Origin of the sequence: Bradyrhizobium tropiciagri (assembly GCF_018130505.1) — a bacterium.
In the GTDB taxonomy this organism is placed as follows: Bacteria; Pseudomonadota; Alphaproteobacteria; order Rhizobiales; family Xanthobacteraceae; genus Bradyrhizobium; species Bradyrhizobium tropiciagri_B.
The window spans coordinates 185,213-211,183 of sequence record NZ_JAFCKH010000005.1; the positions used below are offsets into that span (position 1 = coordinate 185,213).

At 66.2% G+C, this 25,971-nt stretch carries 23 protein-coding genes and 1 tRNA gene; 11 read left to right on the top strand and 13 right to left on the bottom strand.

All coding sequences use genetic code 11. The features are described 5' to 3' along the window. Positions 1 to 77: 77 nt before the first annotated feature. The 4 genes from JQ633_RS14490 (at position 78) to trxA (ending at position 8,004) form a co-directional block, all read left to right on the top strand. Positions 78 to 800, top strand: coding sequence for a nucleotidyltransferase family protein (locus tag JQ633_RS14490; RefSeq protein WP_211985718.1), 723 nt, complete (start codon positions 78 to 80; stop codon positions 798 to 800). Positions 801 to 948: 148 nt separating this feature from the next. Further along, positions 949 to 4,098, top strand: coding sequence for a double-strand break repair protein AddB (gene addB, locus JQ633_RS14495; protein WP_211985719.1), 3,150 nt, complete (start codon positions 949 to 951; stop codon positions 4,096 to 4,098). Further along, positions 4,092 to 7,568 (top strand): double-strand break repair helicase AddA, encoded by a 3,477-nt coding sequence (addA, locus tag JQ633_RS14500; RefSeq protein WP_211985720.1) that lies wholly within the window; start codon positions 4,092 to 4,094, stop codon positions 7,566 to 7,568. The genes addB and addA overlap by 7 nt, the downstream gene beginning before the upstream one ends. A gap of 115 nt (positions 7,569 to 7,683) precedes the next feature. After that, complete coding sequence (gene trxA, locus JQ633_RS14505; RefSeq protein ID WP_171712798.1) at positions 7,684 to 8,004, top strand: thioredoxin; 321 nt, start codon at positions 7,684 to 7,686, stop codon at positions 8,002 to 8,004. A gap of 169 nt (positions 8,005 to 8,173) precedes the next feature. Here trxA and JQ633_RS14510 read toward each other — a convergent pair whose 3' ends face one another. The 10 genes from JQ633_RS14510 to rpsA all read right to left on the bottom strand — a co-directional run bounded on the left by JQ633_RS14510 (position 8,174) and on the right by rpsA (position 18,094). Further along, positions 8,174 to 8,914, bottom strand: coding sequence for a metallophosphoesterase family protein (locus JQ633_RS14510; protein ID WP_211985721.1), 741 nt, complete (start codon positions 8,912 to 8,914; stop codon positions 8,174 to 8,176). A gap of 113 nt (positions 8,915 to 9,027) precedes the next feature. After that, positions 9,028 to 10,260 (bottom strand): bifunctional folylpolyglutamate synthase/dihydrofolate synthase, encoded by a 1,233-nt coding sequence (locus JQ633_RS14515; protein WP_433995657.1) that lies wholly within the window; start codon positions 10,258 to 10,260, stop codon positions 9,028 to 9,030. 95 nt (positions 10,261 to 10,355) lie between these two features. Next, on the bottom strand, positions 10,356 to 11,297 hold the full coding sequence (gene accD, locus JQ633_RS14520) for an acetyl-CoA carboxylase, carboxyltransferase subunit beta (RefSeq protein ID WP_211985723.1): 942 nt from the start codon (positions 11,295 to 11,297) through the stop codon (positions 10,356 to 10,358). A gap of 106 nt (positions 11,298 to 11,403) precedes the next feature. Next, positions 11,404 to 12,240, bottom strand: coding sequence for a tryptophan synthase subunit alpha (gene trpA / locus JQ633_RS14525; protein ID WP_211985724.1), 837 nt, complete (start codon positions 12,238 to 12,240; stop codon positions 11,404 to 11,406). Further along, positions 12,237 to 13,454, bottom strand: coding sequence for a tryptophan synthase subunit beta (trpB, locus tag JQ633_RS14530; RefSeq protein WP_211985725.1), 1,218 nt, complete (start codon positions 13,452 to 13,454; stop codon positions 12,237 to 12,239). The genes trpA and trpB overlap by 4 nt, the downstream gene beginning before the upstream one ends. Beyond that, positions 13,451 to 14,110 (bottom strand): phosphoribosylanthranilate isomerase, encoded by a 660-nt coding sequence (locus JQ633_RS14535; protein WP_211985726.1) that lies wholly within the window; start codon positions 14,108 to 14,110, stop codon positions 13,451 to 13,453. The genes trpB and JQ633_RS14535 overlap by 4 nt, the downstream gene beginning before the upstream one ends. A 78-nt stretch (positions 14,111 to 14,188) precedes the next feature. After that, a complete protein-coding gene (locus JQ633_RS14540) occupies positions 14,189 to 14,581 on the bottom strand; it encodes a lipopolysaccharide assembly protein LapA domain-containing protein (RefSeq protein ID WP_211985727.1) in 393 nt (130 codons plus the stop codon). A gap of 69 nt (positions 14,582 to 14,650) precedes the next feature. Beyond that, positions 14,651 to 14,974, bottom strand: coding sequence for an integration host factor subunit beta (locus JQ633_RS14545; protein WP_211985728.1), 324 nt, complete (start codon positions 14,972 to 14,974; stop codon positions 14,651 to 14,653). A gap of 172 nt (positions 14,975 to 15,146) precedes the next feature. Continuing rightward, complete coding sequence (sppA, locus tag JQ633_RS14550; protein ID WP_211985729.1) at positions 15,147 to 16,124, bottom strand: signal peptide peptidase SppA; 978 nt, start codon at positions 16,122 to 16,124, stop codon at positions 15,147 to 15,149. A 260-nt stretch (positions 16,125 to 16,384) separates the two neighbouring features. Then, positions 16,385 to 18,094, bottom strand: coding sequence for a 30S ribosomal protein S1 (gene rpsA / locus JQ633_RS14555; RefSeq protein WP_211985730.1), 1,710 nt, complete (start codon positions 18,092 to 18,094; stop codon positions 16,385 to 16,387). A 505-nt stretch (positions 18,095 to 18,599) separates the two neighbouring features. Between rpsA and JQ633_RS14560 the strand changes: the two genes are divergently transcribed. Then, a complete protein-coding gene (locus JQ633_RS14560) occupies positions 18,600 to 18,773 on the top strand; it encodes a hypothetical protein (RefSeq protein WP_211985731.1) in 174 nt (57 codons plus the stop codon). Positions 18,774 to 18,838: 65 nt separating this feature from the next. On the opposite strand, the gene cmk is transcribed toward JQ633_RS14560, so the two are convergent. Next, on the bottom strand, positions 18,839 to 19,468 hold the full coding sequence (gene cmk / locus JQ633_RS14565; protein WP_211985732.1) for a (d)CMP kinase: 630 nt from the start codon (positions 19,466 to 19,468) through the stop codon (positions 18,839 to 18,841). Next, positions 19,465 to 20,802, bottom strand: a complete 1,338-nt coding sequence (aroA, locus tag JQ633_RS14570; protein ID WP_211985733.1) for a 3-phosphoshikimate 1-carboxyvinyltransferase — start codon at positions 20,800 to 20,802, stop codon at positions 19,465 to 19,467. The genes cmk and aroA overlap by 4 nt, the downstream gene beginning before the upstream one ends. A gap of 143 nt (positions 20,803 to 20,945) precedes the next feature. On the opposite strand from aroA, the gene JQ633_RS14575 reads away from it, so the two are divergent. The 3 genes from JQ633_RS14575 (at position 20,946) to JQ633_RS14585 (ending at position 21,898) form a co-directional block, all read left to right on the top strand. Continuing rightward, on the top strand, positions 20,946 to 21,353 hold the full coding sequence (locus tag JQ633_RS14575; protein ID WP_211985734.1) for a TIGR02300 family protein: 408 nt from the start codon (positions 20,946 to 20,948) through the stop codon (positions 21,351 to 21,353). Between the two features lie 95 nt (positions 21,354 to 21,448). Beyond that, a tRNA-Ala gene (locus JQ633_RS14580) sits at positions 21,449 to 21,524 on the top strand. Positions 21,525 to 21,658: 134 nt separating this feature from the next. Further along, on the top strand, positions 21,659 to 21,898 hold the full coding sequence (locus tag JQ633_RS14585) for a GIY-YIG nuclease family protein (RefSeq protein ID WP_211986064.1): 240 nt from the start codon (positions 21,659 to 21,661) through the stop codon (positions 21,896 to 21,898). 12 nt (positions 21,899 to 21,910) lie between these two features. On the opposite strand, the gene JQ633_RS14590 is transcribed toward JQ633_RS14585, so the two are convergent. Then, positions 21,911 to 22,372 carry a MarR family winged helix-turn-helix transcriptional regulator gene (locus tag JQ633_RS14590; protein ID WP_211985735.1) on the bottom strand — a complete coding sequence of 154 codons (462 nt, stop codon included), beginning with the start codon at positions 22,370 to 22,372 and terminating at the stop codon, positions 21,911 to 21,913. A gap of 177 nt (positions 22,373 to 22,549) precedes the next feature. On the opposite strand from JQ633_RS14590, the gene JQ633_RS14595 reads away from it, so the two are divergent. The 3 genes from JQ633_RS14595 to ugpB all read left to right on the top strand — a co-directional run bounded on the left by JQ633_RS14595 (position 22,550) and on the right by ugpB (position 25,915). After that, complete coding sequence (locus JQ633_RS14595) at positions 22,550 to 22,975, top strand: organic hydroperoxide resistance protein (protein WP_211985736.1); 426 nt, start codon at positions 22,550 to 22,552, stop codon at positions 22,973 to 22,975. Between the two features lie 193 nt (positions 22,976 to 23,168). Further along, positions 23,169 to 24,374: a CaiB/BaiF CoA transferase family protein gene (locus JQ633_RS14600; RefSeq protein WP_249159325.1), complete on the top strand. Its 1,206-nt coding sequence runs from the start codon at positions 23,169 to 23,171 to the stop codon at positions 24,372 to 24,374. 221 nt (positions 24,375 to 24,595) lie between these two features. Beyond that, the gene (gene ugpB / locus JQ633_RS14605; protein ID WP_211985737.1) at positions 24,596 to 25,915 is read left to right on the top strand and encodes a sn-glycerol-3-phosphate ABC transporter substrate-binding protein UgpB; all 1,320 of its coding nucleotides are present in this window, start codon (positions 24,596 to 24,598) and stop codon (positions 25,913 to 25,915) included. Positions 25,916 to 25,971: the final 56 nt, after the last annotated feature.

Below are 25,971 nucleotides of genomic sequence, written 5' to 3' on the forward strand. Positions count from 1 at the left end.
TGGCGTCGGGTTATGTGTTTGCCGAATCGCCGTGATATGATCGGCGCCGAGAGATGATGACCGAGAATATCCGGAAGATGCCCGTTACACCCCATAAAGCCATGGTGCTCGCTGCGGGCCTCGGCGTGCGCATGCGCCCGCTGACCAACACGATGCCCAAGCCGCTGGTGAGCGTGGCCGGCCAGCCGCTGCTCGACCATGTGCTCGACAAGCTCGCGGGGGCCGGTGTGAGCGAGGCCGTCGTCAACGTCCACTACCTGCCCGACCAGATCATCGAGCACGTCAAGCCGCGCAACCACCCGCGCGTGATCATCTCCGACGAACGCGACCAGGTGCTCGGCACCGGCGGCGCGGTCGTGAAGGCGCTGCCGCTGCTCGGCGAGGCGCCGTTCTTCCATCTCAACGCCGACACGATGTGGATCGACGGCGTGCGCTCCAACCTGGCACGGCTCGCGGAAGCCTTCGATCCGGAGCGGATGGACATCCTGCTGCTGATGGCGCCGACCGCCTCGAGCATCGGCTATAGCGGCCGCGGCGACTATTCGATGTTGCCGGACGGCGCGCTGCGCAAGCGGCGGGAACACCAGGTGGTGCCGTTCGTCTATGCAGGTGCCGCGATCATGTCGCCCGCGCTGTTCGCCGATGCCCCGGCCGGCGAGTTCTCGCTGACCAAGATGTTCGACCGCGCCAATGAGCAGGAACGGCTGTTCGGCCTGCGCCTCGACGGCGTCTGGATGCATGTCGGAACCCCCGACGCGATCCAGGCCGCGGAAGAGGCGTTCCTGGAAAGCGTGGCCTAGCCAATCCGCCGCCACGCCGGCGACGACAGTGGGGAACGGGGATGGCGCGTCCCTCACCCATGACGGGGAACGGGGATGGCGCGTCCCTCACCCATGACCTTCCCTCCATCGCTCCCTATATTGGCGCCTGATTCCGAATCAGGTTGTCATGCGCGTCTTCAGCGTTCCGCTCTCTGCACCGTTCCTGCGTACCGTCATCGCCGCTTTGGTCGATGGCCGGCTGGTCGCGGGCTTCGATGCCCGGAACGATCCCGCGAAACTCGCCAGCGCCACGCTCTATCTGCCGACCCGCCGCGCCGGGCGGCTGGCGCGCGAGATATTCCTCGACGTGCTCGACAGCGACGCCGCGGTGCTGCCGCGCATCGTCGCGCTCGGCGACATCGATGAGGACGAACTCGCTTTCGCCGATCAATCCGACGAGGTCGGCGGCGCCGCACCGCTGGAGATTCCGCCGAAGCTCGGCGAGCTCGAACGCCGGCTGACGCTGGCGCATCTGGTCGCGGCCTGGGCCAAGACGCCGGTGTCGGCGCCGCTGGTGGTCGGCGGACCGGCCTCGACGCTGCAACTCGCCGGCGATCTGGCGCGGCTGATGGACGACATGGTGACGCGCGGTGTCGACTGGCGTCAACTCGACCGCCTGGTGCCGGACCAGCTCGACAAATACTGGCAGCACTCGCTCGACTTCCTGCGCATCGCGCGCGACGCCTGGCCGAACTATCTGAAGGAGATCGGCAAGATCGAGCCGGCGGCGCGCCGCGATCAACTGATCGAGGCGGAGGCGGCACGGCTGACCAAACACCATGCCGGCCCGGTGATCGCGGCCGGCTCGACCGGTTCGATGCCGGCCACCGCAAAATTCCTGCATGCGGTGGCGAAGCTGTCGAATGGCGCGGTGGTGCTGCCGGGGCTCGACACCGATCTCGACGAAGAGTCCTGGAACACGATCGGCGGCGAACGCGGTGACGATGGCAGGTTCACCACGCCACCATCCTCGAACCATCCGCAATACGCGATGCATGCTCTGTTGCATGACCGCTTCGGAATCAGGCGCCGGGATGTCGAGAGTCTCGCAGCGCCGGCACCGCTCGGCCGCGAGGTGCTGGTGTCGGAGACGATGCGCCCCTCGACCGCGACCGCGCAATGGCATGACCGGCTGGAGCGGCCCGAGATCGTCGCCCGTATTTCCGCCGGGATGACCAATCTCGTCGTGGTCGAGGCGCCCAATCCGGAGATGGAGGCGCTGGCGATTGCGGTGGCGATGCGCGAGGCGCGGCATCTCGGCAAATCGGCAGCGCTGGTGACGCCGGACCGCGCGCTGGCGCGCCGCGTGATGGCCTCGCTGACGCGCTGGAAGCTGGAGTTCGACGATTCCGGCGGCGATGCGCTGATGGAGACCGCGGCTGGCGTGTTCGCCCGCCTCACCGCCGAAGCCGCAGCCCGGGGACTGGAGCCGCCGACCTTGCTGGCGCTGCTCAAACATCCGCTGTTTCGTCTGGGCGGCGCGCACGGCGCGCTGAAGCGCGCGATCGAGGTGCTGGAGATCGCGCTGCTGCGCGGCACCCGGCCGCAGCCGGGAACGGCCGGCATCGCCCGTGACTTCGCACGCTTCCGCGCCGAACTCGTCAAGCTCAACAGCGGCGAGACTTCGTCGCTGCACAAGGCCGAGCAGCGCGCGCGGTTGCGCGACAGCGATCTCAATCTGGCCGAGGTGCTGATCACAAAGCTGCAGACGGCGCTGGCGCCGCTCGAGGGCATGTCCTCGTCCAGGCCGTATGATTTCGCCGAGCTGGCTTCGCGTCACCGCGAGGCGGTGATGGCGCTGTCCAGCGACCAGCACGGCGTCGCCGCCGTGTTCGAGGAGCGCGCCGGCGCCGTGCTGGCATCGGCGTTCGATGAGCTGCTGAACAAGCAGCAGCCGAGCGGACTGATGACGCCGCTCGCTGACTATCCCGACGTGTTCCAGACCGCATTCGCCGACCGCATGGTGCGGCGGCCGGAATCGGCACGGGCGCAGCTCAACATCTTCGGCCAGCTTGAAGCGCGCCTCACCGAATCCGATCGCATCATCCTCGGCGGGCTTGTCGAGGGCGTCTGGCCGCCGGCGCCGCGGATCGATCCGTGGTTGAGCCGGCCGATGCGGCACGAGCTCGGGCTCGATCTGCCTGAACGGCGCATCGGCCTCTCCGCGCATGACTTTGCGCAGCTACTCGGCAACGACGAGGTGATCCTCACCCACGCCGCCAAGGTCGGCGGCGCGCCGGCGGTCGCCTCGCGCTTCCTGCACCGGCTGGAGGCCGTCGCCGGCGAGGCGCGCTGGAAGACGGCGACGGCGGCCGGCGACATCTATGTCAAGTATGCCGCGGAGCTCGACCGACCCGACAAGGTCGAGCCGATCCCGCAGCCGGAGCCCCGGCCGCCGCGCGAGGCGCGGCCGCTGAAGATGTCGGTCACCGCGATCGAGGACTGGCTGCGCGATCCCTACACGATCTATGCCCGCTACATCCTGCGGCTCGATCCGCTCGATCCCGTCGACATGCCGCTGTCGGCGGCCGATCGCGGCTCGGCGATCCACGAGGCGCTCGGTGAATTCACGCAAACCTATGCCGACGCGCTGCCGGCAGACACGGTACGCACGCTGCGCGAGATCGGCGGCAAGTACTTTGCGCCGCTGATGGAGCGGCCCGAGGCGCGCGCGCTGTGGTGGCCGCGTTTCCAGCGCATCGCGACATGGTTCGCCGAGTGGGAGCAGGCCCGGCGCGGCCAGATTGCCGCGATCAAGGCGGAGATCCAGGGCGATCTCACCATCCATCTCGACGAGAACAGGGCCTTCACCCTCTCCGCCCGCGCCGACCGCATCGAGCGGCGCGATGACGGCAGCTTTGCGATCCTCGACTACAAGACCGGCCAGCCGCCGACCGGCAAGCAGGTGCGCATGGGCCTGTCGCCGCAGCTCACGCTGGAGGCCGCGATCCTGCGCGACGGCGGCTTCACCGGCGTTCCGGCAAACTCCTCGGTCGGCGAACTGGTTTATGTCAGGCTGAGCGGCAACAATCCGCCCGGCGAACAGCGCACGCTGGAACTGAAGATCAAGAACGGCGACACGCCGCAGCCGCCGGATGAAGCCGCCGACAGCGCCCGGCGCAAGCTGGAGGCGCTGATCCGCGCCTTCGACGACGAAAGCCAGGCCTACACCTCGCTGAACCTGTCGATGTGGGCGAACCGCTACGGCGCCTATGACGATCTCGCGCGCATCAAGGAATGGTCCGCCGCCGGCGGCCTGGGGATCGAGGAATGGTGAAGGCGCTCCGACCGATCCCGCCGCAGGTCCGCGAGGCGCAGGCACGCGCGTCCGACCCGAAGGCGTCGACCTTCGTGTCGGCCAATGCCGGCTCGGGCAAGACCCACGTGCTGGTGCAGCGCGTGATCCGTCTCTTGCTCGATGGCGTGCCGCCGGAAAAGATCCTCTGCATCACCTTCACCAAGGCCGCCGCGGCGAACATGGCCGAGCGCGTGTTCACGACGCTCGGCCACTGGGTGACGCTCGACGATGCCGGGCTCGATGCCGCGATCCGCGAGGCCGGCATCGCCTATCCGAATGCCAAACTGCGGCGCGAGGCACGCAAACTGTTCGCCTGCGCGCTCGAGACGCCGGGCGGATTGAAGGTGCAGACCATCCACGCGCTGTGCACCCGCCTGCTGCAACAATTCCCGTTCGAGGCCAACGTGCCGGCGCGCTTCGCCGTGCTCGACGACCGCGACCAGACCGAGATGATGGAGCGCGCCAATCTCGCCGTGTTCCTGGAGGCGTCACGCAATCCCGACAGCCCGATCGGCCGCGCGCTGATGACGGCGATGGCAAATGCCGCCGACGTCACCTTCAAGGACGTGGTCCGCGAAGCCTGCCTCAGCCGCGATCACTTCATGGCCTGGACCGACACCGCCGGCAGCGCGGCAGCCGCCGCCGCACAGATGTCGGCTGCGCTCGGCGTGTCGCCGGACGATCGCATCGAGGATGTCGAGCGCGAGATCGTCGATGGACCAAATCTGCCGCGATCGAGCTGGAAGGAGATGGCCTCGCTCCTCGATACCAGCAGCAAGGCGGATCAGAAGCAGGCCGACAGGCTACGGAGCGCACTGACATTTACCGGCGCGGCCCAGGTCGACGAATATCTCGGCGTCTTCCTGACCGATGACCGCGCGCCCCGCGCAGCGGTCGTCACCAACAACTTCATCAAGAAGAACTCTGTCGCGGGCCACCGGTTCGAGGCTGAGGCCGACCGCCTTGGTCCGCTGATCGAGCGCCGCCGCGCCGTGGTCACCCGCGACCGCACCGCGGCCTTGATCCACATCGCGACAGCGGCGGCGGCAAACTACCGCCGCGAGAAGCTGGAGCGCGGCCTGCTCGATTATGACGACCTGATCGACAAGACGCTTGCGATGCTCGACCGTGTCTCCTCGGGCTGGGTGCATTACAAGCTCGACCGCGGCGTCGATCATGTGCTGATCGACGAGGCGCAGGACACGTCCCCGCGGCAATGGGACATCGTCGCGCACATCATCTCCGAGTTCACTTCCGGCGCCGGCGCGCGCGACGGGCTGGTGCGCACGGTGTTTGCGGTGGGCGACGAGAAGCAGTCGATCTTCTCGTTCCAGGGCGCCGAGCCGCGCGAATTCGACCGGCGCCGCCGCGATCTGAAGCAACGGTTCGAGAAAGCCGGGCTGAAATTTGATCCGGTGTCGTTCACCTATTCGTTCCGCTCGGGTCCGGTGATCCTGCATTCGGTCGATTACGTGTTCCGCGAGCAGGAGATCTTTCGCAGCATCCATGCGGTCGAGAACGGCTATCCGATCCACAACGCGATGGCCGACGCCGGTCCGAGCACGATCGAGCTCTGGGATCTCGCGGTGGCCGACGACCGCCAGGACATCGAGGGCTGGCGCGCGCCGTTCGACGGCGTCTCGGTGACCAGCCCCGAGGTGAAGCTGGCGCGGCGCATCCAGGCCGAGATCAAGCACCTCGTCACCAGCGGCACCATGACCGGCAGCGAAGGTTCGCGCCGGCCGCTGCGCTATGGCGACATGCTGATCCTGGTGCGGCGGCGCGGCAATGCCTTCGATGCGGTGATCCAGGCGCTCAAGCACGCGGGCATCCCGGTCGCGGGCGCCGACCGGCTGAAGCTGACCGAGCACATCGCGATCATCGACCTGATAAACCTCGCCGATGCGCTGCTGCTGCCGCAGGACGATCTCGCGCTCGCGGTGGCGCTGAAGAGCCCGCTGTTCGGTCTCGACGACGACGATCTGTTCAAGCTGGCGTACCAGCGGCGCGGCTCGCTGCGCGAGGCGCTGACCGCGCAGGCGCCGGCCGACGATCGCTTCGCGGCGGTGCTGCATCGGCTCGAACATTGCGAGTGCCGCTTCACCCAGGAAACGCCGTTCGCGTTCTACGCCTGGCTGCTCGGCGGCGACGGCGGACGCGCGCGCATCCTGCGCCGGCTCGGGCACGAGGCCAATGACGCGCTCGACGAGTTTCTGGAGCTCGCGCTGGGCTATGAGCGCAAGGCGCCGGCCTCGCTGCAGGGCTTCATCGCCTGGCTGCGCGCCGCCGACACCGAGGTGAAGCGCGACATGGAGATCTCGCGCGACGAGGTCCGCGTCATGACCGTGCACGGCGCCAAGGGCCTCGAAGCGTCGGTCGTGTTCCTGGTCGACACCACGACCTCGCCATCGGACACGCAGCGGCTGCGGCTGATCCATCTGCCGCAGGGCAACGCCGCACCGCATGCACCCGGCGTCGTGGTGTGGGCCGGCAAGAAGGCCGAGGATCCGCCCGGCGTCGCCGAGGCCCGCGAGGCGATGCTCGGCGACACCGAGGACGAATATCGCCGCCTGCTCTATGTCGCGATGACGCGCGCCGCCGACCGCCTGGTGGTCGGCGGCTGCATGCCCGGCAACATGAAAACGGTGCGGAAATCGTCCTGGTACGATCTGATCACGCGAGGCCTCGCCGGTGCCGGGCTCGAGCTCGAGGAGCTGGAGACGCCGGCCGGCAAGGTGATGCGCTATTCGCGGCCGGACGACGTCACTGAGCTTGCCGGCGCGGCAGCGCCTCCGGCCGCGGCGCCGGTCGAGCTGCCGTCGTGGCTGCGCACGCCGGCCGCGCCCGAGGTTTCGGCGGCCGGCTTGCTGCGTCCGTCCGATCCCGCCGATGACGAGCGCCACCATGTGCGGACCGGCGATTCCGTGCTGCTGCGCGCCCGCGCCCTGCAGCGCGGCACGTTGGTGCATCGCCTGCTGCAGTCGCTGCCCGATGTCGCCGCCGAGCGACGCCGTGACGCTGCGCTCGGCTATCTCGCGCGCAATGCCGACGGCTGGAGCGAGGAAGAGCGCGCCGCACTGGTCCGGCAGGTGCTCGCCTTGATCGTGGACCTGCGCTTTGCGCCGGTGTTCGCGCCGGGCAGCCAGGCCGAGGTTTCGATCGTCGGGCGGCTGGAGCGGCCGGGCCGGCCGAAGACGCTGGTGTCGGGCCAGATCGACCGGCTGGTGGTAACGCCGAACGACGTCCTGATCGTCGATTTCAAGACCAACCACGCCCCGCCGAAGACCGCCGCCGAGGCGCCCAAGGGCTATGTCCGGCAGCTCGCCCTGTACCGCGCGGTGCTCACCAGACTGTACCCCCAGCGGCTCGTTCACGCCGCCCTGCTCTGGACCGAAACCGCTGAAATCATGGAGATTTCCGCCCCCGCGCTGGACGCTGCCCTGCCATAAGGTCAGCTCAGTGTGAGCGAGCTTGACCCGGCAAGGGGGCGTTCATAGGTTTGACCCATGCTCCCGGGCGCGATTCCTTCAGGTCGCGCCTTTCTCAACCGAACGAGGTACTTCCATGGCCGTTGGCAAGGTTTCTGACGCCGATTTCGAAGCCGAAGTGCTCAAGGCGACCGGGCCGGTGGTCGTCGACTTCTGGGCCGAGTGGTGCGGCCCCTGCCGCATGATCGCGCCCGCTCTCGATGAGATTTCCGGCGCGATGGGCGACAAGGTCAAGATCGTGAAGCTCAACGTCGACGAGAGCCCGAAGACCGCGTCGAAATATGGCGTGATGTCGATCCCGACCCTGATGATCTTCAAGGGCGGCGAGATGGCCTCGCGTCAGGTCGGCGCCGCGCCGAAGGCGAAGCTGCAGCAGTGGATTTCCGCTGCGGTCTGATCCCGCTTCGAATTAGCTGATTTACGAGACGGCCGGCGCTGAGCCGGCCGTTTTGTTTTGTCGTAACGCGTAGCAGCTCGTAGCCCGGATGCAGCGAAGCGAAATCCGGGGCCGTTCTGCCCGCGGATGCACCGCCCCGGATTGCGCTGCGCTCCATCCGGGCTACGGATTACCCGATCCATCCCGTCGCCAGCGCTGAAGCGAGTTCGGCCTCGCCGTTCCGCCGCGCCAGTGCCGCGATCGCTTGGTGATCGTAGGGGATATGGCGGAAGGTCACGTCCCAATCGCCATCGGCCTGCTGAAGGATTGCATAGCGCGCATCGGGCGACCCCGCCTCGACGACATGCGGATGCGGCTTGCCGGCCCGATAGCCGGGCGAGCCGACGGCACCGGGATTGACGATCAGCCGGCCGTCGCGCAGCCGTACCGCGCGCGCAAGATGGGTGTGGGCGCAGAGGATCAGCGATTGCGTCACGCCGACGGCCCTCGCCTCGATCGAGTCCAGTGCAGACATCAGGACCTCGCCGCCCGGCAGCACGGTGTCGAGCCAGTAGGTCTCGTCATCCTGCGGCGTCGCATGGCAGAGGAAAATCTCGTCGCGATAGACCGAAGTCGCAGGCAGCGTGCGTAGCCAGTCGAGATGCCGTGGCTCGAGTTGCGTGAAGGTCCGCCGCTCCCAGGAGCCCATCTTCTCATGCGGGCGATCGATCAGATAGCGGTCGTGATTGCCGAGCAGATGGACCGCATCCATGCTCATCAGCATGTCGATGGTCGGCCGCGCGTCGAGCGGCCCGCTGACCATGTCGCCGAGATCGACGATGTCGGAAATGCCTTGCGCGCGAATGTCCGACAGCACCGCTTCGAGGGCGAGGTGATTGCCGTGGATGTCGGCGATCGCAGCAAAGCGCATCGTACCTCTCGTACCCTTGTAGCCCGGATGCAGCGAAGCGTAATCCGGGGCAGGTCCATCCGCGGTCACAGCGGCCCCGGATTTCGCTTCGCTTCATCCGGGCTACGGTCTGCCTATGCAGGAGGCGTGCCGTTGGCAGCGAGCACGGGGCCGGCGAGATAGAGCGAGCCGGTGATCAGGATGCGCGGCGGCACCTCGTAGGCGAGCGTGGCGAGTCGCTGCAGCGCCGCGTCGACGCCGCCGGCGATCTCGACGCGCATGCCGAGCGCGCGCGCCGCGTCAGCGAGTCGATCCGGCGCCATGCCGTTGTCGCGTCCCGGCACCGGGACCGCGATGATATGGCGGGTCAGCCCGGCGAAATTGGCCAGGAACGCATCCGCGTCCTTGTTGGCCATCATGCCGGCAATGACGACGAGTGGCCGCGACACCCGCTCCTCGAGATCGCCGAGCGCGGCTGCCGCGACGCGGCCGCCTTCGGCGTTGTGTCCGCCGTCGAGCCAGATCTCGCTGCCCTGCGGGCCTTGGGCGACCAAGGCACCGGCGGCCAGCCGCTGCATCCGCGCCGGCCACTCCGCGCACACGATGCCGGCCTCGTAGGCCGACATGTTGAGCTTGAATGCGTCGATCGCGCGCAGAGTTGCGATCGCGAGCCCGGCATTGTCGAACTGGTGGCGCCCGAACAGCTTTGGCGCGGCGAGATCCATCAGGCCGCGCTCATCCTGATAGACCAGCCTGCCGCGCTCGATGCTGACGTGCCATTGCTGGCCGGCCGCGTGCAGCGGCGCGCGCATCCGGCTGGCCTGCGCCTCGATCACCGCCATCGCTTCCGGCGCCTGCTCGGCCGAGATCACCGGCACCTTGCGCTTGATGATTGCGGCCTTCTCGCCGGCGATGTCAGTCAGCCTGTCGCCGAGGAATTCCATGTGATCCATGCTGACCGGCGCGATCACCGAGGCGAGCGGCGCCTCGACCACGTTGGTGGAATCGAGCCGGCCGCCGAGTCCGACCTCGAGCAGCGCGACGTCGGCCGGATGCTTTGCGAACAGCGCGAACGCAACGGCGGTTTCCATCTCGAAGATGGTGATCGGGTTGCCGGCGTTGACGCGCTCGCAATGCTCGAACGTTTCGCGCAGCTCGTCGTCGCCGACCAGTCTGCCGCCGAGCCGGTAGCATTCGTTGATCCGCACCAGATAGGGCGAGGTGAACACGTGCACCTTGAGGCCGGCGGCCTCCAGGATCGCGCGCAAATAGGCAATCGTCGAGCCCTTGCCGTTGGTGCCGGCGACGTGGATCACCGGCGGCAGCTTGCGCTCGGGATGATCGAGCCGCTCCATCAGGCCGAGCATGCGATCGAGGCTGAGATCGATGCGCTTCGGATGCAGCGCCGCGATCCGCGCGAGCAGCGCCTCGAACGAGGGCTGCGATGGGGCGGCGCTTGCGGTCACGCGTGCGGCGCGGCCGGCGCGGTTTCCGGTGCCGTGACGATCTGGGCCGGCTCGGTCACGGCGGCCGCGGGCTTCGATGCGGATTCCAGCGCCGGCGACTTGGTGAACAGGCGGCACAGCCGCGCCAGCGTCGCCTTCATGTCATGACGGTGCACGACCATGTCGACCATGCCGTGCTCGCGCAGATATTCGGCGCGCTGGAAACCGTCGGGAAGCTTTTCGCGAATGGTCTGCTCGATGACGCGGGCGCCGGCAAAGCCGATCAGCGCGCCGGGCTCGGCAATGTGGACGTCGCCGAGCATCGCATAGGACGCGGTGACGCCGCCGGTGGTCGGATTGGTCAGCACGACGATGTAGGGCTGCCGCGCCTCGCGCAGCATCTGCACGCCGACGGTGGTGCGCGGCATCTGCATCAGCGACAGGATGCCTTCCTGCATCCGCGCGCCGCCGGATGCGGCAAACACGATGAAGGGCGACTTCTTCTCGACCGCGAGTTCGAGCCCGCGCACGATCGCTTCACCCGCGGCCATGCCGAGCGAGCCGCCCATGAAATCGAAATCCTGCACCGCGACCACGGCGGCGGCGCCTTCGAGCTTGCCGTAGCCGACCTTGATCGCGTCGTTCAGCCCGGTCTTTGCGCGGGCATCCTTGATGCGGTCGACATATTTGCGCTCGTCACGGAACTTGAGCGGATCGGCCGTCACCTCGGGCAGCGCCACGTCGAACCAGGTCTCGTTGTCGAACACCGACTTCAGCCGCGCCACCGCGCCCATGCGCATGTGATAGTTCGAGCCGGGGATGACGAACTGGTTGGCCTCGACGTCCTTGTAGAACACCAGCTGTCCGGAATCCGGGCACTTGATCCAGAGGTTCTCCGGCGTCTCGCGGCGCAGGATGTTGCGGATCTTCGGCCGGACGACATTGGTGAGCCAATTCATGGTTCGCTCCGAAATGCGGGGTCGGTTCCGCATGAAGTGAGTATATGGCGGGCCGGGCCAAGCCCGGCAAGCCGCCGCCCGCGGCCTAGTTGCCGCAAATTGTGGCCTATTCGGCCGCCTGCTTGGCGCCCCGGACGCCCTGGGCCAGGGCGGACGCGAGATCGGCCACCGCGGTCACCGTCCTGGCCGTGGCGCGGCCCTCTGCATCGAGGCTGCCCTTGAGCGCGTCGACCAGCGCAGTGCCGACCACCGAGCCATCGGCGTTCTCGGCGATCGCGCGCGCGGCCTCCGGAGTGCGGATGCCGAAGCCGACACAGACCGGCAATTTGGTGTGCTGCTTGATGCGGCCCACCGCCGCGCCGACAACTTTCGAATCGGCCGCGGCAGCGCCGGTGATGCCGGTGACCGCGACGTAGTAGACGAAGCCCGAGGTGTTGGCGAGCACGGCCGGCAGGCGCTTGTCGTCGGTGGTCGGGGTCGCCAGCCGTATGAAGTTCAGCCCGGCCTTCATCGCGGGGATGCAGAGCTCGGTATCTTCCTCCGGCGGCAGGTCGACGATGATCAGGCCGTCGACGCCGGCGGCCTTGGCGTCGGCCAGGAACGCATCGACGCCGTAGATGTAGATCGGATTGTAGTAGCCCATCAGCACGATCGGCGTTGAATCGTCGTCCTTGCGGAAGTCGCGGACCAGCTCCAGCGTCTTCTTCAGCGTCATGCCGCCCTTGAGCGCGCGCAGGCCCGCGGCCTGGATCGACGGGCCGTCGGCCATCGGATCGGTGAAGGGCATGCCGAGTTCGATGATATCGGCGCCGGCCTTCGGCAGCGCCTTGATGACCTCGAGCGCGGTCTTGGCGTCGGGGTCGCCGGCCATCACGAAGGTGACGAAGGCGGAGCGGCCCTGCCGCTTCAGCTCGGCGAAACGTGCGTCGATACGGGTGGTCACTTCTTCCTGCCCTTCAAGATGTCGCCGACCTGCGGCACGTCCTTGTCGCCGCGGCCCGAGAGGTTGACCACCATCAGGTGATCCTTCGGCCGCTGCGGCGCGAGCTCGGACAGTTTGGCGATGGCGTGCGCAGATTCCAGCGCGGGGATGATGCCTTCGAGCCGCGACAGCAGCTGGAATGCGGCCAACGCCTCCTCGTCGGTCGCCGACAGATATTTCACGCGGCCGCTCTCATGCAGCCAGGCATGCTCCGGGCCGATGCCGGGATAATCGAGGCCCGCCGAGATCGAATGCGCTTCCTCGATCTGGCCGTCGGCGTCCATCAACAGATAGGTGCGGTTGCCATGCAGGACGCCAGGGCGGCCGCCGGCGAGCGAGGCGGCGTGAAGTTGCGTCAGCCCGTGGCCGGCCGCCTCGACGCCGAAGATCTCGACCGAGGGATCGTCGAGGAACGGATGAAACAGGCCCATCGCATTGGAGCCGCCGCCGATGCAGGCGACCAGCGAATCCGGCAGGCGGCCCTCGGCCTCCTGCATCTGCTGGCGCGTCTCGTTGCCGATCACCGACTGGAAGTCGCGCACCATCATCGGATAGGGGTGCGGGCCCGCGACCGTGCCGATGCAGTAGAACGTATTGTGCACGTTGGTGACCCAGTCGCGCAGCGCGTCGTTCATCGCGTCCTTCAGCGTGCGCGCACCCGACTGCACCGGGACCACCTTGGCACCGAGCATCTCCATGCGGATCACGTTCGGCTGCTGCCGCTCGACGTCGACCGCGCCCATATAGACCACGCATTCGAGCCCGAAGCGCGCGCACAGCGTCGCGGTGGCAACGCCGTGCTGGCCGGCGCCGGTCTCGGCGATGATCCGCTTCTTGCCCATCCGGCGCGCGACCATGATCTGGCCGAGCACGTTGTTGACCTTGTGCGAGCCGGTGTGGTTGAGCTCCTCGCGCTTCAGATAGATCTTGGCGCCGCCGAGATGCGCGGTAAGCCGCTCAGCGAAATACAGCGGCGAGGGCCGGCCGACGTAGTCCTTGAGATAGCCGTTCATCTCGGCCTGGAACGATGGATCGGCCTTGGCCTCGGCATAGGCCTTTTCCAGATCGAGGATCAGCGGCATCAGCGTTTCCGCGACGAAACGGCCGCCGAAAATGCCGAAATGCCCGCGCTCGTCGGGGCCGCTGCGGAAGGAATTAGGCAGGTTTGGATTCATCGAATCATCAGTTCTTGGGTTGCGCGCGCGGCGCGGATGAAGGCGCGGATCAACTCGGGATCCTTGACGCCGGGCGTGGCCTCGACGCCCGAGGAGACGTCGACACCGCCGGCGCGGGTGATGCGCACGGCCTCGGCGACGTTGCCGGCGTTGAGCCCGCCGGAGACCATGTACGGCAGAGCGAGATCGAGATTTTCCAGCACTTGCCAATCGAACGGTGCGCCGAGGCCGCCGGGCCGCGTGGCGTCCTTCGGGGCGCGGGCATCGAACAGGATGCGGTCGGCGACGCCGGCATAGCCGGGCAGCGGCGCCAGATCGGACGCAGTCTCGACCGGCAGCGCCTTCATCAGCGGCAGGCCGAACTTCTGCTTGAGGTCGCGCAGCCGCGCCGTCGTCTCCTTGCCGTGCAGCTGCAGGATATCCGGCCGCAGCGTCTCGACGATGTTCTCGAGCGTCGCATCGTCGGCATCGACAGTCAGGGCGACCTTCACCGCACGGCCCTTGGCGCGGCTGCCGAGATCGCGGGCGGTCTCGAGGCTGATGTGGCGCGGCGACGGCGGAAAGAACACGAACCCGACCATGTCAGCGCCAGCCTCGAGCGCGACGTCGAGCGTCTCGCGCGTGGACAGGCCGCAGATTTTGACGAGCAGGGACATGGTCTCTCAGAACAGGCTCTCGGGACGGATTTTCGGGCGGCCGGAGCCGGGGTGTATCCGGGGCCGACGGGGCGGGTTCTACAACGTCGCGCCCTGCTTGTCTCGCCCGGCGGACCCGTAAAAACCGAGCTGGGCCGGGGCCGCGGCCGGGCGGCGCTTGGCGTCGTCCCGGGCGGCGGCGGCCCTGATGTCGGCGATCTCGGCGCGCGCCTGGCGGGCGTCGGCCTCGTGCCGCCGGGCAGCGCGGCGCCAGCGCCCCTGCCGGAGCCAGGTGGTGACGCCGCCGGCGATCACGCCGAGGATGGCGGAGGCGATGATCACGACGAACAGCGGCAGTGTGACCGCGACTGCGGGCGTCACGGAGTTGAACGGATCAAACGACACCGTCACCCAGTGCCGGTTGGCGACCGCGAAGATGATGAAAATCAATCCGAGTGGAATGAGCACGACTGCCGTGAAGAACTTTCGCATGACCATCTCTCATAGCGATGGAGAAAGCGCGGGCCCGCGGCCCGCAGCACGGCAGCAACCCAGAGCGCGCTACGCGTCGGCCTCGGACGCGTCGACCTCTTCGACGTCACCGCCCTCGCGATTGAGGCGTTCGCGCATTTCCTTGCCGGTCTTGAAGAACGGCACGCTCTTCTGATCGACCGGCACATGCTCGCCGGTGCGCGGATTGCGGCCGGATCGCGCCGGCCGGTGTTTCACGGAGAATGCGCCAAAACCTCTGAGCTCGACACGGTCGCCACGCGCCAGCGCTGCGACAATCTCATCGAGAATCGCATTCACAATGTTCTCGACATCCCGCTGATAGAGGTGCGGGTTGTGCTCGGCGATACGCTGAACAAGTTCGGATTTGATCATCGAAAGTGGGATCCGGGCTCTTGCGGATGTCCATTTCCGTGAAAATGCCGTGCACTGTCAAGACGCTAAATCAATGATCGGCATCGTCAATTAGCGTGACAAATAGCCCGATTGGGGCTTGTGGTGATTCCCGCACAGCGAGAACACCTCCAGGATCACGCGCTGCCAACGATCAATTTGTTCCGCCGGGTGTCCACAGCGCCAGCATGCCGTCCAGACCGAACCGATCGACCGCCTGCACCATGCCGCCCTGCTCGATCTGCCGCGCAAAGGCGCCAAGGCCCAGGGCGTCGAGGGTAACGGAGGCCGCAGTGCGCAGGAATGTCAGGTCGCCGAACCGCGGATTGAGCTTGTAATTGCGCACGGGCAGGTCGCTCTTGACCTTCTTTTCCGCGACCAGCCAGGCGATCGCGGTTTTCTCGTCACCCAGTTGGTCGATCAGCTTGAGATCGACCGCCTGACGGCCGGTGAAGACGCGCCCGTCCGCGACCTTCTCCAGCAGGGCGTCGTCCATGCCGCGGCGCTCCTTCACCAATCCACGGAACCATGCATAGGAATCCTTCACCAGCGCGTCGATTGCGGCGCGGGCTTCGGGGCTGGTCGGCTCAAAGCCGTTCGGCGCGGCCTTCAGCGGCGAGGATTTGATCTCTTCCATCTTCACGCCGACGGTCTTGAGCAATTCCGAGACGTTGGGAAACTGGAACAGCACGCCGATCGATCCGACCAGCGAGCTCTGCTGCGCGACGATGTGATCGGCCGCGATCGCGGTGATGTATCCACCCGAGGCAGCCAGTCCCTCGACGACGACGACGAGCGGCTTCTTGGCCTTCAGCCGCACCAGCGAGTCATAGAGCTGCTCGGAGCCTGCGGTGGTGCCGCCGGGCGAATTGATGTGCACGACAACGGCCGCGTAGTTCGACTTCTCCAGCCGCTCGAACGCCTCGACGCGCTCCTGGTTGCTGCGGATCAGCCCCTCGATGTTGACGCGCGCAATCGCGCCCGACCCGGCGATCCCGTCGCGGCCACTGGTGGCGACCAGGCCGACGCCGACGATGGCTGCGATCGCAACCACCGCCGCGGCGACGCGCCAGAACGTCAGCTTGCGCCTGATACGGCGGCGATCGACGATCACATCTGAATCCAGCGACATCGAATTTCTCCAGGAATGATCCGCGCGTTTTGCAATCGCAGCGTCACCACGGTGTTAGCCAAATATATCAATTGCGACGCAATATGAAAAAAACAAGGCCCCTATTCGTAGCCCGGATGGAGCGCAGCGCAATCCGGGAAAGTCTTGCTGCGGACGCAGGGTCCCCGGATTTCGCTTCGCTCCATCCGGGCTACCAGGCCGCAAAAGCAAAAAAGCCCCGGCTTTCGCCGGGGCTTTGATCACGTCGATTGAACGAACGCTTACTTGTCGGTGCCGCGGTTCTTGAGCGCGGTGCCGAGGATGTCACCGAGCGTCGCTCCCGAATCGGAGGAGCCGTACTGCGCGATGGCTTCCTTCTCTTCTGCGACTTCCAGCGCCTTGATCGAGACCTGCACCTTGCGGGCCTTCTTGTCGAACTGGATGACGCGGGCATCGACCTTCTCGCCGACGGCGAAGCGCTCGGGGCGCTGGTCGTTGCGGTCGCGGGCCAGCTCGGACCGCTTGATGAAGGTGGCGAATTCGGTGCCCGAGATCTTCACCTCGATGCCGCCTTCCTTCACCTCGAGCACTTCGCAGGTCACGACGGCGCCCTTCTTGACGTCGCCCGGCTCCGCGAAGGGGTCGCCTTCGAGCTGCTTGATACCGAGCGAGATACGCTCCTTCTCGACATCGACATCGAGCACCACGGCCTTGACCATGTCGCCCTTCTTGAAGTTGTCGATCACCTGCTCGCCCGGCAGCTTCCAGTCGAGGTCGGAGAGATGGACCATGCCGTCGACGTCGCCCTCGAGACCCAGGAACAGACCGAACTCGGTCTTGTTCTTGACCTCGCCCTCGACCACCGAACCGACCGGGAACTTCTCGACGAAGACCTCCCAGGGATTGCGCATGGTCTGCTTGAGGCCGAGCGAGATACGGCGCTTGACGGAATCGACTTCCAGCACCTGCACTTCGACTTCCTGCGAGGTCGAGACGATCTTGCCGGGGTGCATGTTCTTCTTGGTCCACGACATCTCGGAGACGTGGATCAGGCCTTCGATGCCCGGCTCGAGCTCGACGAACGCGCCGTAGTCGGTGATGTTGGTGACGCGGCCGGTGAAGCGGGCACCCAGCGGGTACTTGGCTTCGATGCCCTGCCACGGATCGTCCAGCAGCTGCTTCATGCCGAGCGAGATGCGGTGCGTCTCGTGGTTGATCTTGATGATCTTGACCTTCACCGTCTGGCCGATGGTCAGCACCTCGGTCGGGTGGTTGACGCGGCGCCAGGCGATATCGGTGACATGCAGTAGGCCGTCGATGCCGCCGAGATCAACGAACGCACCGTAATCGGTGATGTTCTTGACCACGCCGTCGATCACCTGACCCTCTTCGAGGTTCTGCACCAGCTCCTGGCGCTGCTCGGCGCGGGTCTCTTCGAGAACCGTGCGGCGCGACACCACGATGTTGCCGCGGCGGCGGTCCATCTTGAGGATCTGGAACGGCTGCGAATTGTTCATCAGCGGCGCAACGTCGCGGATCGGACGGATGTCGACCTGCGAGCGCGGCAGGAAGGCCACCGCACCGTCGAGGTCGACCGTGAAGCCGCCCTTGACCTGGTTGAAGATGACGCCGTTGACCTTTTCGTTGTTCTGGAACGCCTTCTCGAGCTTGCCCCAGCTCTCCTCGCGGCGCGCCTTGTCGCGCGACAACACGGCTTCGCCGAGCGCATTCTCGATACGGTCGAGGAACACCTCGACGGTGTCACCGACCTTCAGATCGCTGTCACGGCCGGGGCCGGCGAATTCGCGCAGCGCGACGCGGCCTTCGGTCTTCAGGCCGACGTCGATGACGGCCATGTCCTTCTCGATTGCAACAACCTTGCCCTTGATGACCGAGCTTTCCTGCAAATTGCCGCCGGCAAAGGACTCATCAAGCATCGCCGCGAAGTCGTCGCGGGTGGGAGTATAGGAAGACGCAGAATTCGAAACCATTTGATCTCCAGATGCGGAATCTCGCCGGCCGTTCGGGTTGATGGGCGTACCGCACGTGAAGTGTCAGGGCTCCGCAAACCCTGACGACCGCTCGTTGCAGGAGGCGCAACAGCGGGCCGGCAGCAGGACTGCACGTTCGGTACGTATTGATGATCCGGACCCGAAACGAAATATCGCCTTCAAGACCTGGGAGCGGGCGTTCCTCCAGATGCGGCGAGGGTTCAAACCCATCACCGGCCCGCTTCAGACACAGCCTCGACATGATCGATGGTGGTCCGGACGGCGCTGATATAGCCCCGAGGCCCCCTTTCGGCAAGCAAAAACGGCCTGATTTACGGGTCTCCGAGGCCGTCGCGGGAGCTCGGCTACGGCTCGGAAACCCTAAATCGCAAGGCCGTATTGACCGCACCACGGGAAATGCCCGTCACGGCGCCGCGGCCGGAACCTGTTCTTAAGCCGACCCCGGACAACATCGCCGCATTAAAAAAACGGGGAGACGAAATTCATGAAGAGCTTTGTGGTGCTGGCGGCGGTTGCCATCGTGACGATTGGAAATGCCATTGCCGCGATGCCCGGCACCGGTTCAGCCCAGCGCGCCGCATCGGTCCAGGCCGAGCAGCCGATCCTGAGCATGGCCGACCAGGAACTGCCCTTCGACCGCTATTGGTCCAAAAACTGACCTAAAAAATCGACTGATCCGGAGCGCGATGGCATCGTCATCGCGCTCTTTTCTTCGTCCGGACGTCAGCGTCTGGCGCGGGCCGCTTCGACAATGGCGATGGCGGCGCGGACGCCGGCCTCGATGTCGAGGTTGGAATTGTCCAGCGTGTGGGCGTCTGCGGCCGGACGCAGCGGCGCGATCGGGCGGTTCTGGTCGCGCTCGTCACGCTTGATGATGTCGGCCAGCACCGCTTCCTCGTCGGCGTCCTCGCCGCGGGAGCGGGCCTCCAGGGTCCGCCGCCGCGCCCGCACCCGGGGATCGGCGACCACGAAGATCTTCACGTCGGCATTCGGACAGATCACCGTGCCGATATCGCGCCCGTCCAGCACCGCGCCGGGCGGATCGGCGGCGAACTGGCGCTGAAAATTCACCAGCACTTCGCGGACCTTCGGAATCGCCGACACCACCGAAGCGGCGTCGCCGACCTTCTGGGTCTTCAGGATCGGATTGCCGAACTTCTCGGGGTCGAGCTCGAGCGCCGCAGCCACCGCCAGCACCTCATTGTCGAGCTCCGCGCCGGCTTCGATCATGGCGTAGGCCACCGCGCGATAGATCACGCCGGTGTCGAGATGGCGGTAGCCGTAGTGATGGGCGAGCCGCTTGCCGAGCGTGCCTTTGCCCGAGGCGGCGGGTCCGTCGATAGCGATGATCATGCGAAGTCAGCTCCGAGCGAGCGCATCATCGGAATGAAATCCGGGAAACTGGTGGCGATGAAGGCGGTGTCGTCGACCTTGACCGGCCGATCCGACGCGCAGCCCATCACCAGCGCCGACATCGCGATGCGATGGTCCATATGAGTGGCGACGAGGCCGCCGCCGGGAACGTGGCCACGGCCTTCGACGATCAGATCATCGCCGGCGATCTCGACCTTGACGCCGTTGACGCGCAGCATCGCCGCGGTGGCCTCGAGCCGGTCGGATTCCTTGACGCGCAGCTCGTGCAGGCCGCGCATGATCGTGGTGCCTTCGGCATAGGCCGCGGCCACCGCCAGCACCAGATATTCGTCGATCATCGACGGCGCCCGCTCCGGCGGCACCTCGACGCCGCGCAGCTTCGAGCCGCGCACGCGCAATTGCGCCATCGGCTCGCCGGCATCGCCACGCAGCTCGCTCTCCTCGATCGAGGCGCCCATTTCGCGGAGCGTGGTGAACAGGCCGGTGCGCAGCGGATTGGTCATCACGTCCGAGAAGACGACGTCGGAGCCGTCGACGATCAGCGCGGCGACGATCGGGAATGACGCCGATGACGGATCGGCGGGCACCACGACCTCGGCGCCGCGCAGTTCGGGCTCACCCGACAGGGTGATCCTGCGGCCATGGCTGCCTTCGTTCTCCGAGGTGATCTCGGCGCCGAAGTGCTTCAGCATCAGCTCGGTGTGGTCGCGGCTCGCCTCCTGCTCGATCACGGTGGTGATGCCGGGGGCCGACAGCCCCGCCAGCAGCACCGCTGACTTGATCTGGGCCGAAGCGACCGGGGTCTTGTAGACGATCGGCACCGGATAGCGGGCCCCGTGCAGCGTCAGCGGCAGCCGGCCGCCTTCGCGGATATCGCTGGTCCTTGCCCCCATCAACTCAAGCGGATCGAGGATGCGCCGCATCGGCCGCGAGCGCAGCGAGGCGTCGCCGTCGAACACAGCCGCGATCGGGCAGCCGGCGACCGCACCCATCACCAGCCGGCAGCCGGTGCCGGAATTGCCAAAATCGAGAGTTTCGGAGGGCTGGGCAAAACCTCCGACCCCAACGCCGTTGACCGTCCAGGCAAAAGGCGCCGTCCGCTCGACCCTCGCGCCCAATGCGCGCATGGATTTGGCGGTGTTGAGCACGTCCTCGCCTTCCAGAAGTCCGGAAATGCGGGTTTCGCCGACAGAAAGCGCCCCCAGGATCAGGGCGCGGTGGGAGATCGATTTGTCGCCGGGAACGCGCACTTTGCCGGCCAGCGGGCCGCAGGCACGGGATTCGAGTGGTGTCGGGGGGGCAGATTGGGCCAAGATTGTGTCCTCTCGCGCCGCGGCAGGTACCACATAGGCAACACCGCGTCACGCGCCCGTCAAATGCGCGCAGACTTCTATTGACAGCGGCTCCTCAACTAGCCAAGTGAAGCACCGTTTTCAGGAAATTCTGGGATTACCACGTGGCCAAGTCCGACCTCGGAACCAAGCGCATTTGCCCGACCACGGGCAAGAAGTTCTACGATCTCAACAAGAACCCGGTGATCTCGCCCTACACCGGCGAGGTCGTGCCGATCGCGCCCGTGGCACCGCCGCGGGGCCGCAGCGCACCCGTCCATTCGCCGTCGACCGCAGCCGAGATGCCGGAGACGGCCGAGAGCGAAGAGACGGTCTCGCTCGAGGAGGCCGATGCCGAGGAGAACACCGGCAAGGTCAAGGCCCAGGTTCCCGAATCCGAGGACGACATCGAGGTCGACGAGACCCTGGATGACGATGACGACGACGATTCGACCTTCATCGCCGACGAGGAAGAGGGCGATGAGGACGTGACCGACATCATTGGTGACGTCGGCGGCGACGAAGAGACTTGAGATCGGCGCCGATCTGTGATCAACGGTGCTGCCGCGCGAGTCGACTAGGCTCGGCGGCAGGGATTTGATCCCCCAGGATCGTCCCATTTGGATTAGGGGCCATAGCTCAGCTGGGAGAGCGCTTGCATGGCATGCAAGAGGTCGGCGGTTCGATCCCGCCTGGCTCCACCACGCTTCGCCCTTCGGGCTACGCGTGGCGCAGCCGCGCGGAGCCTGAGGGGCGAAGCGTGGTGTCCGGCGTAGCCCGAAGGGCGAAGACGGACTGCAAGGGGCGCTAATGCCTCGTTGCCGGAATGTGGATGCAAATGTGGTACGTCTACATCATCCGCAGCATCAATTTCCCCGATCAGGAATACGTCGGCGCCACTGAAGACCTGAAGCGGCGGCTGCCCGAGCACAATGCCGGCAAGTCCGCGCACACGTCAAAATTCAGACCGTGGCAACTCGTCTGGTACTGCGCGTTTCCCGACAAATATAAAGCTCTGGCCTTTGAGAAATATCTGAAGAGCCACTCCGGCCGCGCCTTCGCCAAGAAGCGCCTCTAACCGCCGCCCCCCCTACTCCCCCAGCACCGCATTCAGCCTGTCGCGCAGCGACACGATCTCATCTTTCATCGCCAGCAATTCGCCGACCGAGCAGGCCGAGGCCGCGAGGATCGATTGCGGCACTACTTTCGCCTTTTCGCGCAGCGCCTGGCCCTGCGCGGTGAGCGCGATCAGCACCAGCCGCTCGTCCTCGGTGCTGCGGGTCCGCCGGATCAGCTCCGCCGCCTCCAGCCGCTTGAGCAGCGGCGTCAGCGTGCCGGAGTCCAGGAACAGGCGCTCGCCGAGATCCTTCACCGGCACGTCGTCGCGCTCCCACAGCGCCAGCATGACGAGATATTGCGGATAGGTCAGGCCGAGCCGGTCGAGCAGCGGCTTGTAGACGCGGTTGAACGCGTGCGCGGTCGAATAGACCGCAAAGCAGATCTGGTTGTCGAGCCGTAGCGCCTGGTCGGCCGCCGTCTGTTTCCTGGCCATGATGATTCCCATCGAATCCATCGCACTTCCGGGTCATTGTGGGCGCGCGGGACCGCAAATTCAATTGCGGACAATTAAATGTGAGGCCGCATAATTCATATTGCGCACAATCTAATTTTGCGCAATAGATATGCCCGTCGAATTGAAGACCCCGTCCAAAACCCAAGGGAGACCACCATGTCTGTGAACGTGCTCTACAAGACCAGCGCCAAGGCAACCGGCGGCCGCGACGGCCATGCGGCGACGCTCGACGGCGCGCTCGACGTCAAGCTCGCGACCCCGAAGGAGCTCGGTGGCGGCGGCGGCGCCGGCAACAATCCGGAGCAGCTGTTCGCGGCCGGCTATGCCGCCTGCTTCATCGGCGCCATGAAGTTCGTGGCTTCGCAGGGCGGCCCGAAGGTTCCCGCCGACACCACCGTCACCTCGACGGTCGGCATCGGCCCGCGCTCGGAAGGCGGCTTTGGTCTTGCCGTCGAGCTCGCGGTCTCGCTGCCCGGCGTGCCCCGCGCCGAGGCCGAGGCGCTGGTCGAGAAGGCGCACCATGTGTGCCCGTATTCCAACGCCACCCGCGGCAATGTCGACGTCAAGCTGACCGTCGTCTGATTGATCGCAACCTGCGCGCTTCCGGATGGTCCGCCACCAATCGTGGCGGACCATTCGTTTTTCCGCCACCCGGTTTGCACAGCGACCGCGCGGCGGCCGGCTGCATGGCCCTGCGCCGACGAGGGCATTGCTGCCCCGCCCGACAACCGTTAGCTCTGGGACCCTTACGTCCATCCGAGCGAAGGTTGCTTCCATGAATACCCCAGCAGCTGCGGGCGCGATGACCGGACTGCGCGTGATCGATCTGACGCGCGTGCTCGGTGGCCCCTATTGCACGCAGATCCTTGCCGACCACGGCGCCGACGTGATCAAGGTCGAGCCGCCCGCCGGCGACGAAGTACGCGACTGGGGTCCTCCCTTCCACGAGGAGGACGCGGCCTATTTCGTCGGCATCAACCGCAACAAGCGCTCAATCGGCCTCGACCTCGCCTCCGAGGGCGGCCGCGTCGTGCTGCTGAAGATGCTCGAGACCGCCGACGTGCTGATCGAGAATTTCAAGCCGGGCACGCTCGACAAATGGGGCATCGGCAACGACGTGCTGCGCGCAAAATTTCCGCGCCTCGTGCATTGCCGCATCTCCGGCTTCGGCGGCGACGGCCCGCGTGGCGGCAATCCCGGCTATGACGCGATCATCCAGGCGATGACCGGCATGATCGCGGCGACCGGCTCGCCCGAGAGCGGCCCGATGCGGATCGGCGTGCCGCTGGTCGACATCACCACCGGCCTCTACGCGGCGATCGGCATCCTGATGGCACTGTCGGAGCGGCAGCGCTCGGGGCTCGGCCAGTTCCTCGAAACGACGCTGTACGAGACCGGGCTTGCGATCATGCATCCGCACACCGCCAACTATTTCATGCACGGCAAGCCGCCGTCGCTGACTGGCAACGAGCATCCCAACCTCGTTCCTTACGCGATCTTCCCGACCAAGACCGACAACATCTTCATCGGCGTCGGCAATGACGGCACCTTCCGCAAACTCGCCAAGGAGATCGGCAAGCCCGAGCTCGGCACCGATCCGCGCTTTGCCCGCAACAAGGACCGCATCGCCAACCGCGACGCGCTGCGCGTCGAGCTCGCCGCGGTGTTCAGCCAGCATGAGGCCGAGCCGCTGTGCAACCGGCTGCTCGCCGCCGGCCTGCCCGCCGGCCCGGTGCAGAAGATCGACCAGGCGCTGACCAACCCGCACACCATCCATCGCGGCGATATCATCGAGAAGGATTGGTACAAGGGCGTCGCCTCGCCGGTGCGGCTCGAGCGCACCAAGCCGAGCCTGCGGCGCACCCCGCCGAAATTCAGCCAGCATGCCGCGGAGGTGCTCGGCGAGTTCGGCTACTCGACGGACGAGATCAAGGCCCTCGTCGAAGAGGGCGTGGTCTGCGGTCCCGAGCGCAAGCGCTGAGGCCATAGCCGGCAAGATCGTTGACGGAATGCCGCACTGCGGCGCGGGCACAGGCTCGCGCCGCAGGGCGGCCGCGCGTGCCTGCATCTTCGCCTATTTTCCGGCTTCCATTTTCTTGCGCTTGCCGCTTTCGTTTGGGCCGCTTACACAAGTCATGTGAACGTCACAGGGCGCTGCTAGCGCAAGCGCACATTTTTGACGGCCGAGGGGAGGGATTCTTGATGGCACTTCGACAATTTGGTGCGGCTGCTGCACTTGCAGTCACGCTCGCGTTCGGCGCGTCGCCGGCGTTTGCGGTGACCGAGATCCAGTGGTGGCACGCGATGACCGGCGCCAATAACGACGTCATCGTCAAGCTGGCCAACGATTTCAACGCCGCACAGAGCGACTACAAGGTCATCCCGACCTACAAGGGCGGCTACGCCGACACCATGAACGCCGGCATCGCCGCGTTCCGCGCCGGCAACGCCCCGCACATCATGCAGGTGTTCGAGGTCGGCACCGCGACCATGATGGCCGCCACCGGCGCCGTCAAACCGGTCTACAAGCTGATGGCCGACGCCGGCGAGAAGTTCGATCCGAAGGTCTATCTGCCCGCGATCACCGGCTACTACTCGACCTCGAAGGGCGAGATGCTGTCGTTCCCCTTCAACTCGTCGTCGACGGTGATGTGGGTCAATCTCGACGCGCTGAAGAAGGCCAACATCGCGGAGATCCCGAAGACCTGGCCGCAAGTGTTCGAGGACGCCAAGAAGCTGAAGGCCGCCGGCTACAACACCTGCGGCTTCTCGGGCTCCTGGGTCACCTGGGTCAATCTCGAGCAGCTGTCGGCCTGGCACAACGTGCCGCTCGCCAGCAAGGCCAACGGCCTCGACGGCTTCGATACCGTGCTGGAGTTCAACGGCCCGCTGCAGGTCAAGCATCTCGAGAACCTGGTCGAGTTGCAGAAGGACAAGACCTACGACTATGCCGGCCGCACCAACACCGGCGAAGGCCGCTTCACCTCCGGCGAATGCCCGATCTACCTGACCTCCTCGGCGTTCTTCGGCAACGTCAAGGCGCAGGCCAAGTTCAACTTCACCGCCGCGCCGATGCCCTATTATCCTGACGTCAAGGGCGCACCGCAGAACTCGATCATCGGCGGCGCCTCGCTCTGGATCATGGGCGGCAAGTCGCCCGAGGAATACAAGGGCGTGGCCAAGTTTCTGACCTTCCTGTCGGACACCGACCGCCAGGTCTGGATCCACAAGGCCTCGGGCTATCTGCCGATCACCAAGGCCGCCTATGCCAAGGCCAAGGAAGAGGGCTTCTACAAGGACCAGCCCTATCTCGAGACCCCGCTGCTGGAATTGACCAACAAGGAGCCGACGGAGAATTCCCGCGGCCTGCGCCTCGGCAACATGGTTCAGCTGCGCGACATGTGGTCGGAGGAGATCGAGCAGGCGCTGGCCGGCAAGAAGACCGCCAAGCAGGCGCTGGACGCCGCCGTCGAGCGCGGCAACCAGATGCTGCGGCAGTTTGAAAAGACCGCCGTCCGCTGACATGATGGGCTAAGACCGGCAGGCCGCATCCCGCGGCCTGCCACCCTCCCGAGATC